This is a genomic window from Limnobacter alexandrii (genome assembly GCF_005871185.1).
Classification (GTDB): Bacteria; Pseudomonadota; Gammaproteobacteria; order Burkholderiales; family Burkholderiaceae_B; genus Limnobacter; species Limnobacter alexandrii.
The window spans coordinates 1-16977 of the sequence record NZ_SWKN01000010.1; the positions used below are offsets into that span (position 1 = coordinate 1).

The 16977-nt window shown below is 50.1% G+C and carries 15 protein-coding genes; 10 read left to right on the plus strand and 5 right to left on the minus strand.

The window, feature by feature from the left end; genetic code table 11:
• A partial coding sequence (locus tag FCS97_RS16625; RefSeq protein ID WP_212746492.1) for a hypothetical protein occupies positions 1 to 207 on the plus strand: 207 nt, incomplete at its 5' end.
• Between the two features lie 43 nt (positions 208 to 250).
• On the opposite strand, the gene FCS97_RS13050 is transcribed toward FCS97_RS16625, so the two are convergent.
• Both FCS97_RS13050 and FCS97_RS13055 read right to left on the minus strand, forming a co-directional pair.
• The gene (locus tag FCS97_RS13050; protein ID WP_138518879.1) at positions 251 to 1510 is read right to left on the minus strand and encodes a serine hydrolase domain-containing protein; all 1260 of its coding nucleotides are present in this window, start codon (positions 1508 to 1510) and stop codon (positions 251 to 253) included.
• A 96-nt stretch (positions 1511 to 1606) separates the two neighbouring features.
• Entirely contained in the window at positions 1607 to 2443 is an 837-nt protein-coding gene (locus FCS97_RS13055) for an alpha/beta hydrolase (protein ID WP_246066353.1), read from the minus strand.
• A 174-nt stretch (positions 2444 to 2617) separates the two neighbouring features.
• On the opposite strand from FCS97_RS13055, the gene FCS97_RS13060 reads away from it, so the two are divergent.
• Entirely contained in the window at positions 2618 to 3679 is a 1062-nt protein-coding gene (locus tag FCS97_RS13060; RefSeq protein WP_138518880.1) for an SDR family oxidoreductase, read from the plus strand.
• On the opposite strand, the gene FCS97_RS13065 is transcribed toward FCS97_RS13060, so the two are convergent.
• Complete coding sequence (locus FCS97_RS13065) at positions 3666 to 4556, minus strand: methylated-DNA--[protein]-cysteine S-methyltransferase (RefSeq protein ID WP_138518881.1); 891 nt, start codon at positions 4554 to 4556, stop codon at positions 3666 to 3668. The genes FCS97_RS13060 and FCS97_RS13065 overlap by 14 nt on opposite strands.
• A 281-nt stretch (positions 4557 to 4837) precedes the next feature.
• Between FCS97_RS13065 and FCS97_RS13070 the strand changes: the two genes are divergently transcribed.
• The 8 genes from FCS97_RS13070 (at position 4838) to FCS97_RS13105 (ending at position 15678) form a co-directional block, all read left to right on the plus strand.
• Positions 4838 to 6820 (plus strand): DUF1302 domain-containing protein, encoded by a 1983-nt coding sequence (locus tag FCS97_RS13070; RefSeq protein ID WP_138518882.1) that lies wholly within the window; start codon positions 4838 to 4840, stop codon positions 6818 to 6820.
• Positions 6821 to 6875: 55 nt separating this feature from the next.
• Positions 6876 to 8219, plus strand: coding sequence for a DUF1329 domain-containing protein (locus FCS97_RS13075; protein ID WP_138518883.1), 1344 nt, complete (start codon positions 6876 to 6878; stop codon positions 8217 to 8219).
• 105 nt (positions 8220 to 8324) lie between these two features.
• The gene (locus FCS97_RS13080) at positions 8325 to 9485 is read left to right on the plus strand and encodes a WD40/YVTN/BNR-like repeat-containing protein (protein ID WP_138518884.1); all 1161 of its coding nucleotides are present in this window, start codon (positions 8325 to 8327) and stop codon (positions 9483 to 9485) included.
• 14 nt (positions 9486 to 9499) lie between these two features.
• Positions 9500 to 11866 (plus strand): efflux RND transporter permease subunit, encoded by a 2367-nt coding sequence (locus FCS97_RS13085; protein ID WP_138518885.1) that lies wholly within the window; start codon positions 9500 to 9502, stop codon positions 11864 to 11866.
• 103 nt (positions 11867 to 11969) lie between these two features.
• Entirely contained in the window at positions 11970 to 12956 is a 987-nt protein-coding gene (locus FCS97_RS13090; RefSeq protein WP_138518886.1) for a M14 family metallopeptidase, read from the plus strand.
• A gap of 66 nt (positions 12957 to 13022) precedes the next feature.
• A complete protein-coding gene (locus FCS97_RS13095; protein WP_138518887.1) occupies positions 13023 to 13958 on the plus strand; it encodes a hypothetical protein in 936 nt (311 codons plus the stop codon).
• A gap of 116 nt (positions 13959 to 14074) precedes the next feature.
• Complete coding sequence (locus FCS97_RS13100; RefSeq protein ID WP_138518888.1) at positions 14075 to 14986, plus strand: chemotaxis protein; 912 nt, start codon at positions 14075 to 14077, stop codon at positions 14984 to 14986.
• Between the two features lie 68 nt (positions 14987 to 15054).
• Entirely contained in the window at positions 15055 to 15678 is a 624-nt protein-coding gene (locus FCS97_RS13105; RefSeq protein ID WP_138518889.1) for a 2OG-Fe(II) oxygenase, read from the plus strand.
• A gap of 22 nt (positions 15679 to 15700) precedes the next feature.
• Here FCS97_RS13105 and FCS97_RS13110 read toward each other — a convergent pair whose 3' ends face one another.
• Positions 15701 to 16336 (minus strand): NrsF family protein, encoded by a 636-nt coding sequence (locus tag FCS97_RS13110; protein ID WP_138518890.1) that lies wholly within the window; start codon positions 16334 to 16336, stop codon positions 15701 to 15703.
• Positions 16333 to 16914 carry a sigma-70 family RNA polymerase sigma factor gene (locus tag FCS97_RS13115; RefSeq protein WP_138518891.1) on the minus strand — a complete coding sequence of 194 codons (582 nt, stop codon included), beginning with the start codon at positions 16912 to 16914 and terminating at the stop codon, positions 16333 to 16335. Before FCS97_RS13115 ends, FCS97_RS13110 begins: the two co-directional genes overlap by 4 nt.
• Between the last annotated feature and the right edge of the window lie 63 nt (positions 16915 to 16977).

Consider the following 16977-nt stretch of genomic DNA (forward strand, 5'->3'; position numbering starts at 1 on the left):
CCCATCCCGAACAGGACCGTGAAACGCCTTAGCGCCGATGATAGTGTGCATTCGCATGTGAAAGTAGGACATCGTCAGGCTCTCCAATTCCAAAAAACCCCGCTCCCAAAAGGACGCGGGGTTTTTTATTGCCTCAAGCATTCACTTGAGCCACCAATCGATCCAAACAAAAAAGCCAGTTCAAAAGTAACTGGCTTTTTTGTTTGATAGCTACACTTTCAGAGACAGCCGCAGATCAGGGGGGAAATGATTATTTCAAGACACTGCAGTTGGAGCTTACTGAAACCAGTACTTTGCCCAGCGCTGGTACTGACCTGGGATCCAACGATTTTCCTGTATTCAAAAATGCGACAGAGATATCTCGCGAAGGATCAGCCCATGTCACAATATTGATCAAGCCTAGGTGACCAAATGCTTTGCGAGCTTTTATTCCAAATAAGGAAAATACATTCTCACCCAGCATGAAGCCGGTTGAAAATCGAATCGGAATCATCAGCGTTTGGTCGATTGTTAGTGGGCCTGCTGGGCGGGTGGCCTGCTTGATCGTTGATTCCTCAAATACTTGATTTCCATTGAATGTTCCACCATCGAGCATCATTTGATAAAAGCGGCTGACTTCGTCTGCTGTTCCATAGATGTTGCCGGCAGGTATGCTGGCGTCCATAAAGCTTGGGGTATTTGAAATACTGGCAATTTTTTCAAATTCAATGTTCAGGGCTCGTTTGGCCAACACATTGATTGGGAATACTGGCGTGGCGCCCGTGCTGTAGTTGAACGCGGCTTGTTCTTGATGCTTTTTTTGAAGACCATAGGTGAGGTATTTGGCGCCTAAAGGTTTTGCGATGAATTCCTGCAAGGCAGATTCTACTGATTTCCCGGTTATTCTTTTCACCAATTCACCGAGAATATAACCCCCGACGATGGCGTGATAGGCCTGTTGGCTTCCGTCTCCACGGTTTGTGTACCCAGAATTGATCAAATCAATCACACTGTCCCATTTGAAAAGCAAAGAGGGGTGCGGGTTGCTCATGGGTATTTGAGGAACACCGGCACGATGTGACAACACTTGCCCGATCGTAATGTTTTCCTTGCCATTGCATGCGAATTCAGGAATGTGTTGACCAATGGTGTCATTGAGTTCAAGTTTTCCCAGCTCGCAGAGTTTGTGAATGAGCATGGCTGTAATTGCTTTGGAGGCAGAGAACAGACAAATTGGCGTGTCGGGTGTCATTAACACTTGATCGACATCTTGATCGGGGTGATTTGGGGGCGGGTTACCGCGGGCGTGCCCAATTGAACGTTTCAGCACGATTTCGCCTTGACGGCGAACAACCATGGTCATTCCTGGTTGCAAACCAGTTCGGTAAAAGCTTTCAACGCTGTTCCATATGGCCTCGACATTGTCGCGGGTCATGCTGACGTCATAGGGGCTGGTTTCTGCTTTGGAGTCGATTTGAGTGACCGATCCAACGTTTCTCGGGATGGAAACAGTATTTGTTTTTTTGAACATAAATTTGGCTTGTCTCGTTGTTGTAAGTATTTGTGTAACTTACAAGTATCATTCCAAGCCAAACCTCAGGTCAATTGAGTTTTTAGGGCGGACTCTCTAGCCTTGCCCGGGCGTTCCGGAGCTCAGTTGATTTTTTTGATGGAGTTCCCGCATGAAGTCGTCGATTGGTTTGGCTGTGCTTCCTTTGAAGAACAGGAGCGGCGACAGGGTGCCAATCAGGGTGATGTGATCGGTCCCTTCAATACTTTCCACTGTCGATGGATTCCCGGCGGCCTTCAAGACCTTGTGAAGCGCAATCGTATTTCTTTCGATGCTGACCAAGGTGTCAGTTTGGGGGGCCAATAGTAGCGAGGGAACATTGTTTTTGTCAGCGTAGTCAATTGGCTGCGATTTGGGCGGGTAATTGGGGTGATTGAATACTGGCTGTACATCTGTGTCTTTGATCGGATAGATGTTGTAGGCACCGGCCAACCCAATTAATCCCTGAACACTGGTTTGATGCTCAACACCGGCAGCATTTAGCCAGCGTGGGTCGAGTGCGAGCATGGCGGCGTTGTAGGCCCCGGCACTGTGGCCCATCAAAACATATTGCGTAGCGGGGTTTAGCTTTTTGTATTCAGGCTTGGCCAGTTCTTTGCTCAGGTGCGCAATACTTTGCGCGCCATCTTCCAAAAAATCGGGGTATTGCACTTCGGGGTATAGGCGATAGTTGGGTACTGCAGTGATATAACCCATGGACGCAAGGCGGCGGCCAACAAATTCGTATTCAGATTTGTCACCCCTGTTCCAGCTGCCACCATAAAAGAAAACGACAACCGGGGTATTGCTGAATTCTTCATTCGGATCGCTGGGTAGGTACAGGTCGTATTTCAGTTTGGGATGCGTGCCGAATTCAATGTTTTCTTTCACTTCTGCAGTGTAAATTTTGGACACTGAATTAACCACCTGAAGCGCCGAGCAGCCGCCCAAGAGGATTAATGGAATAACTTTAAGGGTGCGTAGAAAAGACAGTGTTGATCTCATGGGATGCTACAGTGGTGCGCACGAGCGGTGCTATTCATTGGTGATGCTTTATATTAAACAGAATTTGAACGCAGGATGATGACGATGGTAGCAATTGACAAGAACAAGCCGGTTTGTGTGACTGGGGCTTCGGGATATATTGCCAGTTGGATTGTGAAGGATTTGCTCGACCAGGGCTTTCTGGTGCACGCGACGGTGCGTGATTCAAGCAAAGCCAGTTCGGTTGCGCACCTGTGGAAGCTGGCTGATGGTGCCAAAGGCACCTTGAAGTTGTTTGACGCAGATTTGATTCAGCCTGGCAGTTTCAAGGCGGCTGTTGAAGGGTGTGAGTTGGTGATTCATACCGCCTCGCCTTTTGTGATCAAGGGGATTACTGACCCTTATGAGGCGCTGATTCGTCCTGCTGTGGAAGGCACCGAGAATGTATTGAAATCCTGTAATGAGGTTGAGACGGTTCGTCGGGTGGTGTTGACCAGTTCAGTTGCCTCTATTTACGGGGATGCTGTTGAAATTTTGAAGGCTCCTGGCGGTATTTTCACCGAGCAGCTTTGGAATAACACCAGCAGCGACAGTCATCAGCCTTACTCGTATTCAAAAGTGATGGCTGAACGCAAGGCATGGGAAATTTGCAAAAATCAATCTCGCTGGGACTTGGTAACAATCAATCCCAGTTTGGTGATGGGGCCTTCATTGACCACTCAAACCCAATCCACCAGTATTGATGTGATGCGAGATTTGGGCAGTGGTCGGCAGAGGACAGGTGTGCCAATGCTGGAGTTTGGGATTGTCGATGTTCGCGAGGTGGCCAAGGCGCATGTATTGGCTGGTTTTAATTCCAAGGCGGAGGGGCGCTATATTCTGACTGCTCACACCGCCAGTTTGTTGCAAATGGCCACCATTTTGCGGACACGTTTCCCGAAGTACCCATTGCCAACCAAGCAGTTGCCCAAGTTTTTGGTGAAGCTTGTTGCGCCGATTGCAGCCGGGGTGAGTCGAGAATTTATTCAGAAGAATGTGGGTTATCACTTGAGTTTTGACAATAGTCGTTCGATTGATATATTGGGTGTGAAGTACAGACCGTTGATTGAAACCTTGTGCGACCATTTTGCGCAAATGATTGAGGACGGCTTGCTCAAGCGGCGTTAACTTGAGCTGTGATTTGGCCCTGCTCCCATAGATGCAGGGCTTTTTTACGTTCAGTTTGCCAGCGGTATTGGCCCAATTCGCCTGTGGCTTGTATAACTCTGTGACAGGGAATCAGAAAAGCAACCGGGTTTTTCGCAATCGCGCTTCCCACGGCGCGGCTGGCAGACGGTTTTCCGACCCGGGTGGCAATTTGCTGATAACTGGCCAGTTGCCCCAGCGGCAAATGGATCAATGCTTGCCAGACCTGAAGCTGAAAGGGGGTACCTCGCAGGTGCAAATGAAAATCGAATGCTTGATGGTCTGCCCGGTGAAAAATTTGCTGAATCAGTTTGTCCGTTGTTGAGTGTGACTCATTGAACGTTGCCTTTGGATACAGTTTCTCAATCTCATTTTTCCACGATTCATAAGTCAGTTCTGGTGTTTCGAATTCGAGGCTGTTTATGCCTTTGTTCGTGAGGCCAACAAATACTTGACCGAAAGGGCTGCTTGCTTGCCCAATGGTGATTATTTGATTCAGTCCTTCATTTTTTATCTCGCCGGGTGTGAGTGCTTCAAACTTCAACATGAGGTGGTGGAGTTTGCTGCTGCTTGACAGGCCGAGGTCGTTGGTGGCTTGAAGCATGCTTTTTCCGGAAGAAATCAGTTTGCGTGCGTGGTCTTTCTGCAAACAATGAAAAAACTGTTTTGGGCTGAGTCCCGCCCATGCTGTGAAGGTGCGTTGCAAATGATAAGGGGAGGTGTGCAGGTGTCTGGCCAATTCCGCTAGTTTTGGTTCAGTTCCAGTGTGTTGACCTGCAAAGCTTTTTGCATGTTGTTCCAGAATCTGAATCGCTTTCTCAATCAGCTTGTACTGTTTGTCGGTTTCAAATTGTTTCACGTTCGCGTTCTGAATGGTTATTCACTTTGTCAGTCTGATTCTTACTGTTTGTTAGGGCAATCTGTTTCTTGCGCAAATTTAAACTTGGGCGCACAGTAAGAATCGAAATTTACTCACAAGTTACATGGATTTTTGCAGGCGCTTTTCTATTTCTTGTGGGTATTGTTCGATTTGTGAATCTAAATGGAGTGTGTCTTAGTATGAGGGGTAACAATTACACACTTTAGATTAGTTATCGCACTATCTATTCGAGAGGCCAGCAAGGCCCTGAGGAGACACACATGGCCGGTTTTCTGCCCAAGAATTCCACATTGAAATTTGCCGTTCTATCTGCGCTGGTGTCCATGCACGGTTTGTCTTCCGCTGCTGGTTCTTTTGAGGGGCCGGCGGGTATTGAAGGTCGGTGGGCGATGGAGGTGACAGTCGGCGCATCCATGCGAACAAAAGACGCTGATGAGTCGCTAGTGTTCATTGGTAATGGTGGCAAGGCGTCAAGCGGTACGGTGGATGACGGTAATTTGAACTACAGCAAGGGCGATGTGTTCAATGCTGTGGCCAAGGCCGTAGGTGAACTTGAGCTTAAAAAAGACAATTATGGTGTGTTTATCCGAGCCAAAGCGTTCTCGGATTTTCACAACCGAAGCAATAGAGTGCCCCATGGTTCATCGAACAATGGATTCCGACCGAATGAGCCTTTGAATGACAACGGTTTTGACAAGGGCACAAAGTTTGAAGACGCCCAGTTTCTGGATGCTTACTTCTTTGGCAATTATGAGCCGCTTGGCAAGCCGCTAACACTGAAAATCGGTAACCAGGTTGTGACCTGGGGTGAAGCCTTGTTCGTGTTGGGTGGTGTGAACCAGTATTCCAACTTTGACTCGGCTGCACTTCGCCGCCCGGGTGCCCAGTTGAAGGAAGTGTTTTTACCGATTCCTCAAATTTCAGCAAATATTCAGGCCACCGATGAACTCTCGCTAGAGGGATTTATTCAGCTAAACCACGAAAAAGTGGTTGCTGATGGGTGCGGTACTTTTTTCTCCCAAGCGGATTTGTTGAACTGTAATTTCCAGGGTGCTCCAATCAATCCCGGTATTTTGAGTACACCGGTTGGTGACATTGATTTCACTGGATATGACGACCAGCAAAGCTTCTCTGGTGGGGGCACGATTACTGCCGGTGGTATTCCTATCGACACCACCTTATTCTCGGGATTGGGACCGTTGACCGGACTTTTAGGCGGTATTACCGGATTACCCGCAGATTTGAGTGGTTTGAATTTCAGGATGGCCCAGTTGGCTGACCGTAGACCCAAAGACTCTGGGCAGGTCGGTTTGTCGGGTCGATATTATGCGGGCGAGATTGGTACGGAGTTTGGTGCATACATTGTTAACTATCACCAGCGCATCCCGAATTTGTCTTTGAAGAAAACTCCGTCTGGTTTCGATGGTTCATTGTTCAACGGACTTGAACTCGCCGGTCAAAGTGTAGTGAATCCGCTGTCTTATTTCTTTGATTACGGTTCGGAAAATATTCAGGTTGCAGGTTTGTCGGCTGCCACTGAATTGTTTGGATACTCGGTATTCGGTGAAGTGAGTTACACCAAAGACTTCCCGGCTGCGTACAACACTGCAGATTTGTTGAAGGGTGGAGCAACTGGAGATGGGCCTTTGGCACGTTATGGCGACAATGCACAGTTCCCTGTTGGTTCAATTTTGCCTGGCTCCAAGCCCTTGGACAAAATTCAGGCCCAGATGTCGACAATTGCCTTGTTTCCCCGTCGACTGGGCGCGAGCCAGGTTGCTGTCATTGGCGAGATTGGTGCGCAGATGTGGCGAGGCATTGGTGACCCATTTACCAGTGAGCGTTTTGGCCGTTCCCCAGCCTTTGGCGCCGGGGCGCATGCAACCTACAACGGTGGTGACTGCAATGCCGGTGTGAATCCGAATCCTCAGAACTGTGCGGTGGACGGGTATGCAACTGAAACCGCATTTGGTTATCGTATTTTGTCGGTTGCGCAATATCCAGACGCAATTTTTGGCGTGACTTTGGCGCCACGTATTTTCTTCTCGCATGACTTCAAAGGCTATTCCGCAGACGGTGTGTTTCTTGAAGACCGCATGAATTTGGGCTTGGGTTTGCGCGCTGAAATTCAGTCGGCCAAGTATTTTGCCGAGATGAATTACAGCATGTTCAATGACAAGGCTTATTTTGATCCATTCAAAGATCGTGACTTCGTGTCTTTGGTAGTGGGCGCCAACCTGTAAAAGGTGGAAAGACGAGGGTGAGCCATTCAAGGTTTGTTTTTAGGAGAGTATTGAAATGAAATTGATGAAAATCAAGCAGTTGGCCGTGTCCTTGGCACTGCTGGGCTCAGCAGCAACTGCGCATGCGCAGTCTGCCGATTTTTCAAAGCTGGGTGCTACATTGACCCCTGTCGGCGCAGAAAAAGCCGGCAACGCAGCGGGAACCATTCCTGCGTGGAACGGTGGCTTGAGCAAGCCGCCGGCGGGATTTGATCCGGCCAAAGGTTATCTGGATCCGTTTGCCGCGGACAAGCCGACGTTGACCATTACTGCCGCCAATATGGAGCAGCACAAGGACAAGTTGGCGCCCGGGCAAATGGAAATGATGAAGCGCTACCCAAGCTACAAAATCAATGTGTACCCGACACAGCGTACGGCAGCCTATCGTCCAGATGTCTACAAGTTTGCCAAGGAAGAGGCCGCTGGCATCAAGCTGGCTGAGGGTGGCAATGGTATTGTGAATTTGAAGAAGTCCAATGTACCTTTCCCGATTCCGACAGAGGGAATACAGGTGATCTGGAACCACATCATGCGTGATTTGGGTGGTTCGATCACGCGTTATTCGGCGGATTTTCCGGTGCAAACCAACGGCAGCTTCACTGTGGGCAAGCGTACAGAGACGATTTCCTATGCATCGTTCATGGCTGATCCTGAACCCAACCGAATTTTTTATTACTTGAACCAGACTACTGCGCCGGCAAATGCCGCTGGCGAGGTGGCATTGGTGCATGAGCCGTTGAATCAGGTTCAAGAGCCGCGTTTGGCTTGGCAGTACAACCCGGGTCAGCGTCGCGTAATTCGCGCGCCTGAATTGGCATACGATTCACCCGGTATTGGTGCGGATGGCTTGCGTACCAACGATGACTTTAACGGTTTTAATGGTTCTCCAGACCGCTACAACTGGAAGTTGGTGGGCAAGAAAGAAATGTACGTGGCCTACAACAACTACAAGTTGACCAGCAAGGCGCTGAAATACAAAGACATTATCCAAACCAATCATGTAAACCCTGAGCTTTTGCGCTATGAGTTGCACCGTGTCTGGGTGGTAGAGGCTACCTTGAAACCTGGTGCACGTCATATTTACTCCAAGCGCGTGTTCTTCATCGATGAAGATTCATGGGCGGTGTTGCATGCGGACCAGTACGATGCACGTGGTGGCCTGTGGCGAGTACGTGAAGTGTATGGCGTTCAGTTGTACGATGCACCAGCTTTTGGTCCTGCTGGTGAAGTGATTTACGATTTGCAGGCTCGCCGCTACTTGGTTAATGCCTTGACCAATGAAGAAAAGCCAGTGGAGTTTGGCAAGAAGTACACCACGGCAGACTTTTCAACTGCTGCCCTGCGTCGCATGGGTAGGTAATGAGGCTTCAGGGGCTTGGTGCGTTTTGTGTTCCAGGCGCCTGAGGTTTAATTGTTTTGTGACCCAGAGAAATTGCTTCTCTGGGTTTTTTAAATTGGAGATGGCATGAGTAAGCCACTGTTGCGTGCAACATTGCTCGCTTTTGGGTTGTGTGCAAGTCAATACGGTTATGCATTTAAAGATCCTCTGGAATTGCCTGCAATTCAAGCGCCCAAAGCGGCCAAAGCGCTGTTGCTGAATGTCACTTCGATGGGCGATTCTGTATTGATGGTGGGTGAGCGCGGCATTATTTTGAAACGTGATTTTGCCGCTGGTGATACTGCACAGGGTGTCAAGGACAACGAGGGCAAAGTTTGGACTCAAGCCAAAGTGCCTGTCTCGGTCAATTTGACTGGTGTGCAGTTTGTGACTGACAACCTTGCTTTTGTAGTGGGCCACGACGGCGTGGTATTGAAGTCGACAGATGCGGGCGCGAGTTGGGTGAAGGTGTTTGATGGTATTAAAGCCAACGAGCAGGTGGTGGCGGCTGCCAAAAAGAAAATGGACGACATGCAGGCCCGCTACGATGCGGCCAGCCCGGCAGAGCAGGACAAGATGAATGAAGCGCTGGAAACAGCCACTTTCGCATTTGAAGACGCCGAGGCGGGTGCCAGGTTTGGCCCGGCTCGTCCTATGCTGGACGTGTGGTTCAAGGATGCCAACACGGGCTGGGTAGTGGGTAGCTATGGTCAGATTTTTGAGACCACAGACGGCGGTACGACCTGGACCCTGATTGCGAATCGCTTGGACAATCCTGATTTTCGCCATTACAACGGTTTGTACGGAGATGACACTGGTTTGCTGTTGATCGCGGGTGAGGCTGGACGGGTTTACATCTCCAACGATTTCGGGGCCACTTGGGCACGGTCTGATACTGGTTATAACGGCCATTTCTACGGCACAGTGGTGACGCGCAATGATCAGGGGCAGCCGATTGTATTTGCATACGGCTTTGGCGGAAATGTTTATCGTTTGGGAGCCGGGGCCACGGCATGGTGGCAACTGAAGAGCCCAAGCAAGGAAAGCTTTGTTCAAGGGATTACGATTGGGAAGACCGTGTTGTTTGTTGACCAGAAGGGTCGATTGGTCAGTACCGATGAATCAGGTACTACCTTGAAAATGGTCAGCAATGAGGAAGGCAAACCGGTCACAGGGATGGCTTTGGTCAATGACACATTGGTATTGAGCGGGCAGAACGGCCCCCGAACCCTCGCGCTGCCACGCTAACTGGAAGAATTGATATGAGCAATCAAGAAGAATTGGGAAAAGTCGAACGGTTTTTTGAATCGATTTTGTTCGGACATCGCAAATTGGTGATCGCTGTATTTGCGGTGTTGTCGGTGTTTTTTGCTTACCACGCAGTGCAGCTGAGGCCTGATGCGTCGTTTCAGAAAATGGTGCCTGTCACGCATCCGTTCATTGCAAATTACCTGAACTACGAGAATGAGTTACGCCCCTTGGGTAACGTGCTTCGCATCGCGGTTCACAACAAGAATGGCACGATTTACGAAGCGGAGTTTCTGGAAAAGCTGCGCTTGATCACCGACGAGGTGTTTTATATTCCCGGCGTGGATCGCGGTAACTTGAGCTCAATCTGGACGCCCAACGTGATGTGGCGGCAGGTGACAGAAGAGGGTCTTCGCATGGGCCCTGTGATTGGACAGGGCTTTTCTGGTACGCCTGAGCAAATCGAAGCTGTGAAGGCCAATGTGGAACGATCGGGGCGCATTGGTTCCTTGGTGTCAAACGACCAGCGATCGGCAATTATTCTGGCACCGCTGCTGGAAGTGGATCCCGATACGGGTGAGAAGCTGAGTTACGGCAAATTGTCAGAGCGAATTGAAGAATTGATTCGCGATAAATACCAGAGTGACGACATATCAATTCACATCACCGGTTTTGCCAAAGTGGTGGGTGATTTGATTGAGGGGGCAAAAGACATCGCTGGTTTCTTTGCGATTACCTTTGTCCTCACTGTAATTTTGTTGTTGTGGTATTCGAGGTGTTGGAAAAGTACGGCCGCTACAATTTTCTGTTGCTCATTGGCTGTGATCTGGCACTTGGGTTCGGTGAGCCTGCTTGGATTTGGTTTGGATCCTTATTCAATTCTGGTGCCGTTTTTGACTTTTGCAATCGGCGTCAGCCATGCGATTCAAAACGTTCGAACCATGGCGACGGAGCGATTCCACGGTGCCGACAAGATTGAGGCTTCCAAAGCCACTTTCCATTTGTTGTTCATCCCCGGTTCTGTGGCTTTGTTGGCCGATGCGGTTGGTTTTTCCACTTTGTTGGTGATTGAAATTGGTGTTATTCGCGAACTGGCGATCAGTGCCTCAATTGGCGTGGCTGTGATCATTTTCACCAAGATGTTTCTTCTGCCTGTCTTGATGAGTTACACCGATGTGACCGAACGAGGCTTAAGACAGGTCGCCAAACAGGAAGCCAGCAAGCACACTGTGTCTCATTTCCTGTCCCGACTCACCGAGAAGAAGGTGGCGTACAGTGTGAGTGCTTTGGCAGGCCTGGTTTTGGTGGGTGGTTTGTATGCGTCCTCTGGCATCAAGATTGGTGACTTGGATCCAGGTGCACCGGAATTGCGGCCAGATTCACGTTACAACCAGGATGTGAAGTTTTTGGTAGAGAACTACTCCACCAGTTCGGATGTGTTTGTCGTCATGGTAGAGACGCCTGCAGGGGAGTGTGGCGCTTACCCAGTGGCCTCGGTTGTGGATCGCTTTCAGTGGGAAATGGAAAATACTGCGGGAGTTGAGGGCACCGTTTCGCTTTTCACGGTGATGAAAAACATCATTGCAGGTTTCAATGGTGGCAATCCGAAATGGCTGGCCATTTCACGTGATCGATTCATCTCCAACGGGGCTCACAAAAATATCCCCACATCCTTGTACAACTCCGAGTGTTCAATGACGCCAGTGATTTTGTTTTTGTCTGATCACAAGGCAGAAACACTTGAGCGAGTGGTGGCCAAGGTACAGGCTTTCGCTGCGGAAAATGACTCTGCCGATGCCAAGTTCATCCTGGCTGCCGGTAACAGTGGTATCGAGGCTGCCACCAATATTGTGGTGGAACAGGCCCAGAAAACCATGCTGCTGTTGGTGTACAGCATTGTCGGTGCGCTGGTTTGGTGGGAGTTCAAGAGTTTCCGTGTGATGTTGGCCATCATGATTCCCTTGTTCATCACCGAGGTACTGTGCAAGGTGATCATGGTGCAGCTGAACCTGGGTATCAAGGTTGCAACACTGCCCGTGATTGCGCTGGGTGTGGGTATTGGGGTGGATTATGGTATTTACATCTACAACAGACTTGAAAGTTTCCTGGCCAAGGGTCTGAACTTCAAGGATGCATATTTTGAAACTTTACGTTCCACTGGTGTGGCGGTGGCTTTGACTGCGGTTACCTTGGCGCTGGGCGTGTTCACATGGGCATTCTCTGCGATCAAGTTTCAGGCCGACATGGGTATGCTCCTGGCATTCATGTTCCTTTGGAACATGGTAGGTGCGGTCATATTGATTCCAGCATTGGTGCGTTTGTTTGCATTTGGTGCGGTGAAGAAAAGGTTTGGTCCCTCAGTGGAGGTACCAAACCAATAATTGGTGAAGTGACGAACTCAGGGGCAGCTTCGGCTGCCCTTTTTTTATGCCCATGTGTTTGTGGTAATCTCCTCGCATTAGAGATTTCTTCGCGCGTCAGGCTATGCAGTTTCCCGAGCTACCCACCATTCCTCACCCCTTGCAGTTCAAGTCGGTAACGTTCACAGCGTTGAAGCCAGGACCAAGGTTGATTGTTTTGGGTGCAGTGCATGGCAATGAGGTATCGGGCAGCAAGGCCATTCTGAAAATGATTCAGGAATTTGAGGTGGGCGAACGCCTGCTGACCAAAGGGCAGTTGACTTTTGTGCCAATTACCAACCCTTTGGCGTACAACCGCAAGCAGCGCAATGGCGACAGAAACCTGAACCGCAATTTGACGCCAACGAACAATCCGGTTGATTTTGAAGACCATGTGGCGAACTGGTTGTGTCCACTGTTGGCTGGGCACGATGTGCTTTTGGACATCCACAGTTTTCAGAAAGGAGACGTGCCGTTCGCTTTGTTCGGTCCAAAGAACAACAAGACCAAGCTGGAGTCGTTTCAGCACGAAGAAGCCGAGCGTGGTCTGGCCTTAAGGCTGGGGGTGAGTCGCTTTGTGGATGGTTGGCTGGACACCTATGCCAAGGGCGTTGCAAACCGAGTTGCGTATTTAAAGGCGACAGGTCAATCGGGCGAAGGTTTGAACACCGATCCGCGTTATGGCATGGGTACCACGGAATGCATGCGCTCCAGTGGTGGTTATGCGGTTACTTTGGAATGTGGTCAGCATGATGACCCAGCCGGGCCTGGCGTGGCTTACCAAGCGATTGCCAACACCTTGCTTCATTTGGGATTGGTCGACGGCTTGCCAGTGTCACCGGTAAGCGAGTATCAACACCTCAGTTTGATTGAGGTCAATGACAAGCAACATTTTGACGACCAATTTGTGCGGGCCTGGTCAAGCTTTGATCCAATACGCAAAGGTGAGTTGATAGGCATTCGGCAGAGCGGGGAGGAGGTCAGGGCGAGTCGAGATGGATTTATTGTTTTCCCAAATACGCTGTCACAAGCTGGCCAGGAGTGGTTTTATGTGGCAGTGGCCAATCAGTAACCCCAAAGAGGGGGAAATTAAGTAATTTTTCCTAATAAAACGCATCAAATGCCTACAAACAAGTGATTGAAATATATCACTTTCCGGATTGAGTCTTGGGTTTGCTTTTGTTTAAATAAAGGCTCGGTCAAGGGGCATTTAATAACAATGAGCGGTATTCAACATCAAATCTCGGATCAAACCAACCAAGCCATTGCGCTTTTGGGTGGGGCGACTGCCCAGTCTTATAATGTGGTGAGTTTGAACGTTTCTCCTGCAACGCTCGACTTACAACACGCAGATGCCGATCTTTCTTCCTCTGAATTGACTGAGAAAAGTCCTGGGATTCATTCCGAGGCGGCTTCATTGTCTCTTGAAAAATTGTTTGTCGACACTTCTGCTCCATTGCCCACCGCGCGGCCTTTGCCTCTCAGTGCCTCTGAGGAACTGAACGAGTCGTCCAGCGGTTTCGTCGAACCCGAAGTTCAGAATCCAGAACTGATGTCACGATTTGAAGGTTCTTCACTCGATGATGAAGGGTCACTTGGAATTCTGCAGGTAGGCGTTCTCGCTACTACCCTGGGTTCAGATGAATCAGCTGAAACCATGTCAACTGGCAGCATGACATTCTCATTGCTGGACTTTATTGAACAGGCCATTGCGCAAGCCGAGGCCTCCCAGCAAGAGTTTGGGGAGACCTTTGACGGAAGCCGTCAGGGTGAGTTCCGTGAGCTTTTGGTGGACGCCGGGCGGGAGTTGGGTTCCGGAGTCCGTGAGTTCTTACAGGACAACGTGGCTGGTACGGGGCGTGAATTGTTGTCTTCGACCATCGATGCCACGGGTGTGACGTTGCTCGATCCAATCGCAGATCCGTTGTTGAGCGTTGACTACTATGCCAAGTCTGGGGAAGTTTTGAACGGTGTGATGGATGCGGTGGTGCAGCCAATCGGTTCAATTTCTGCGCCTCGAGTTGGCCCTTTGCTTGCAGATCCCCGCGAGGAATTGTCGGCATACCTGGGTTAATTGTCCATTTGCTCTAAAGGCCTAAAAGACCGCTTTTATCCCCCTTCCTAAGGATTTGATTCGTTTCGGCTTGGTTCAGAATAAAGGCTGAACCACGTCAACGGTTAAATCCACTCATGAACTACAACAACGAACGCACTCCTGGTGAATCATCCACCGAGATGATTGAAATTCTGCTCTTTTCCTTGGGCGGTCAGGAAACTTTCGGCTTGAACGTCTTCAAAATTCGTGAAGTCACTGAGCTGTCGCAAGTCACCCAGATTCCCGGACAGCAGGGTGCCATGAATGGAGTGATTTCGCTGCGCGGACAGGTGTTGCCTGTGGTGTCACTTGGCGATGCGATCGGCATGTCGACTGGCGAGCCAAACTCCAAGATGATTATTTCCGAATTCGCTTCCCGTTCGGTCGCTTTCGCAGTAACGGATGTTGATAAAATCATCCGAGTGCCTTGGTCTGATGTGAAACCGCCTCAGAAGTATGATTCTGAAGAGGGAGCTGTTTTCGGCGTTGTCATGCTGGCAGATGGCAGCCTGGTTTCGTTGGTGGACATTGAAAGTGTGTGTCACCGTGTGTTGCCAGAAAAGGACGCAACACCCGTTAGCACTGGCTTTGAATTGAACAAGGCTGGGCCAGTGTTCTTTGTGGACGATTCTCTTGTGGCCCGACGAAAAATCAGCGAAGTACTCGATACCATGGGTTTGAAACACAGCCATGCCGTGAACGGTGTTGAGGCTGAACAAAAGTTGTTGGCCATTGCGTCCAGTGTCAGTCAAAATTCAGAGGAACTGGAGGAGCGGGTTTCTTTGGTGCTGGTGGATGAGGAAATGCCGATTATGGATGGTTGCACTTTGACCAGAAAGCTCAAGGGTGATCCACGGTTCAAGAACATTCCCATCATCATGTATTCGTCCTTGACCTCTGAGGAAAATGCCCGGCGTGGCATCGAAGCGGGTGTAAACATTTACGTGAAGAAGTTTGATTCCACTTCTCTGTCCAACGCCATCGGTCAGCTTTTGGCACACGCCTGATCTCAAACATCCAGAAAGCGCTACACTTCGATCATTCGAAGTGAGTGCTTTTCTGAGTACAACGTTTCATGTTTGATTTAATCGCAAGTGATCTTCGGCAAAAAGGTTACAGCGTCCAAAAAGATGCACTGTCCCCTAGTGTGGTCTCGGAACTATTACGCACATTCACCTCAATACCTTCTGGCGAGTTGAAACAGGCGGGTATTGGTCGTGCACAAGGCCAGCATGCAAATTCAGAGATTCGTGGTGATGAAATTGCGTGGATTGAAAGTGCGCATGGCGGCGCTGCAGGTCAGTGGCTTGAGTTCAGCGCACAGTTACAGCAATACCTGAATCGCAATTTGATGCTTGGCCTGTTTTCTTTTGAATCTCATTTTGCGCATTACGCGCCCGGTGCTTTCTACAAAACCCATGTGGATGCTTTCAAGGGACAAGCCAACCGCGTATTGTCGGTGGTGCTGTACTTGAATCCTGAATGGGGGCCGGAAGATGGTGGGGAAATGGTGCTTTATTCTGATCAAGGCACACAAGCTGTGCTGGAGAAAATTCAGCCGCTGGGTGGAACCCTTGTTGTGTTTTTAAGTGAAGATTTTCCGCACGAAGTGCGCCCTGCAAAGCGCGACCGTTACAGTATTGCGGGCTGGTACCGGGTCAATACGTCCAGCACCTTGCGCATCGACCCTCCTGCTTGAGATGGAGTCCGTCAGCAAGGCATTACCAGCGCAAAAGCCTTGGCCCAAGCATCGCACCCAATACACCACACAGCGCAATTCCCAGCGTGTACCACACCGCTATGAAAGGCGCTGCTGGTTCAGTGCAGGCCAAAGCGTAAGCCAAAGCCGCCACCGAGCCGGAAAATATTCCACAGGCGGCACCAGCAAAGATAAGGTTGGTTGGAGCGAGCCCTCGCATGGCCCAGAATGACCCCGCCATCACAGGTAGGGACAAAGTGAGTATTGCCCATGGGCACACCAACCACGAGTGCCCAAGTAGCACAGTGGCACGTTCCGATTCTGGCGTGCCCAGATAAGAAAGTACTCCAGCCATGAGCATGAGCAGCACCACGCCAATCACAGCCGAGGTGGCCTGTTTTCCGGACGCACCAGGTTTTCCCAGGCGAGCAAACAACCAACCCGCCGCGATTGCCAGTGTGCTGGCGTACCCAATTTTGATCCAGGGGCCAGGCTCAGTAAACATTGCAGCAGGTATCAGTCCCAGAACACCCAAAACAATTGCTGCTGCGATCAGGCCACCCACAACACCTGCGGGCAACAAGCGGCTTGCCGCCGATACTCTCGGGGCAGGCCCGGCCTGGGTGGCAATCATGGTGATCAGATCATCAGTTTTCATATTTCGCTCCTGACCAAAGCGGCCAGCTGTTTCAGTCCCCGGTGCACTTGCACCTTCAACGCGGCAACAGACACGCCACTGCGTTGCGAGGCTTCAATCATCGATAAGCCCTCTATTTTTGTGAGTAGAATCGCCTGTTTTTGCAATTCCGGCAGTTGTTCCAGTAATACACCCAGATCACGTTTTGAGGGCAGTTCCTCCAGGGTGGCCGGGTGCTGGTCCTCGGTCAGGTCTTCAAGAGAATCGTTCAGATTGTCTCGCCGACCACGCCTGCGCCACAAGTCCACCAACTTGTGCCTCGCAATTGCAAACACCCAACTGCTCACCGGCAAGGTTTCGTCATAGGTGCCGCGCTGCATGTGCAAAGCCAGCAAGGTTTCTTGCACCAAATCTTCGACTTCATCTGGCAGGGCCTGAAGCCTGCGACTGTAAAAACGCCTCAAGCGCTGCGCAATTTTTGCCAGCGCCTCTCGGTAAGCCTTTGAATCTCCATTTTGCGCGCGCATCCACAAGGGCTTGAGCGACTGCTCAAAGTCGTCGTGTGGAAACACATGATGGGATTCGTTGGGAAGGGTCATTCGGTTACAAAGGCATGCTTTTAATTGTTCCAAGACACTACCACACTTCAAATGTCGCTTGCA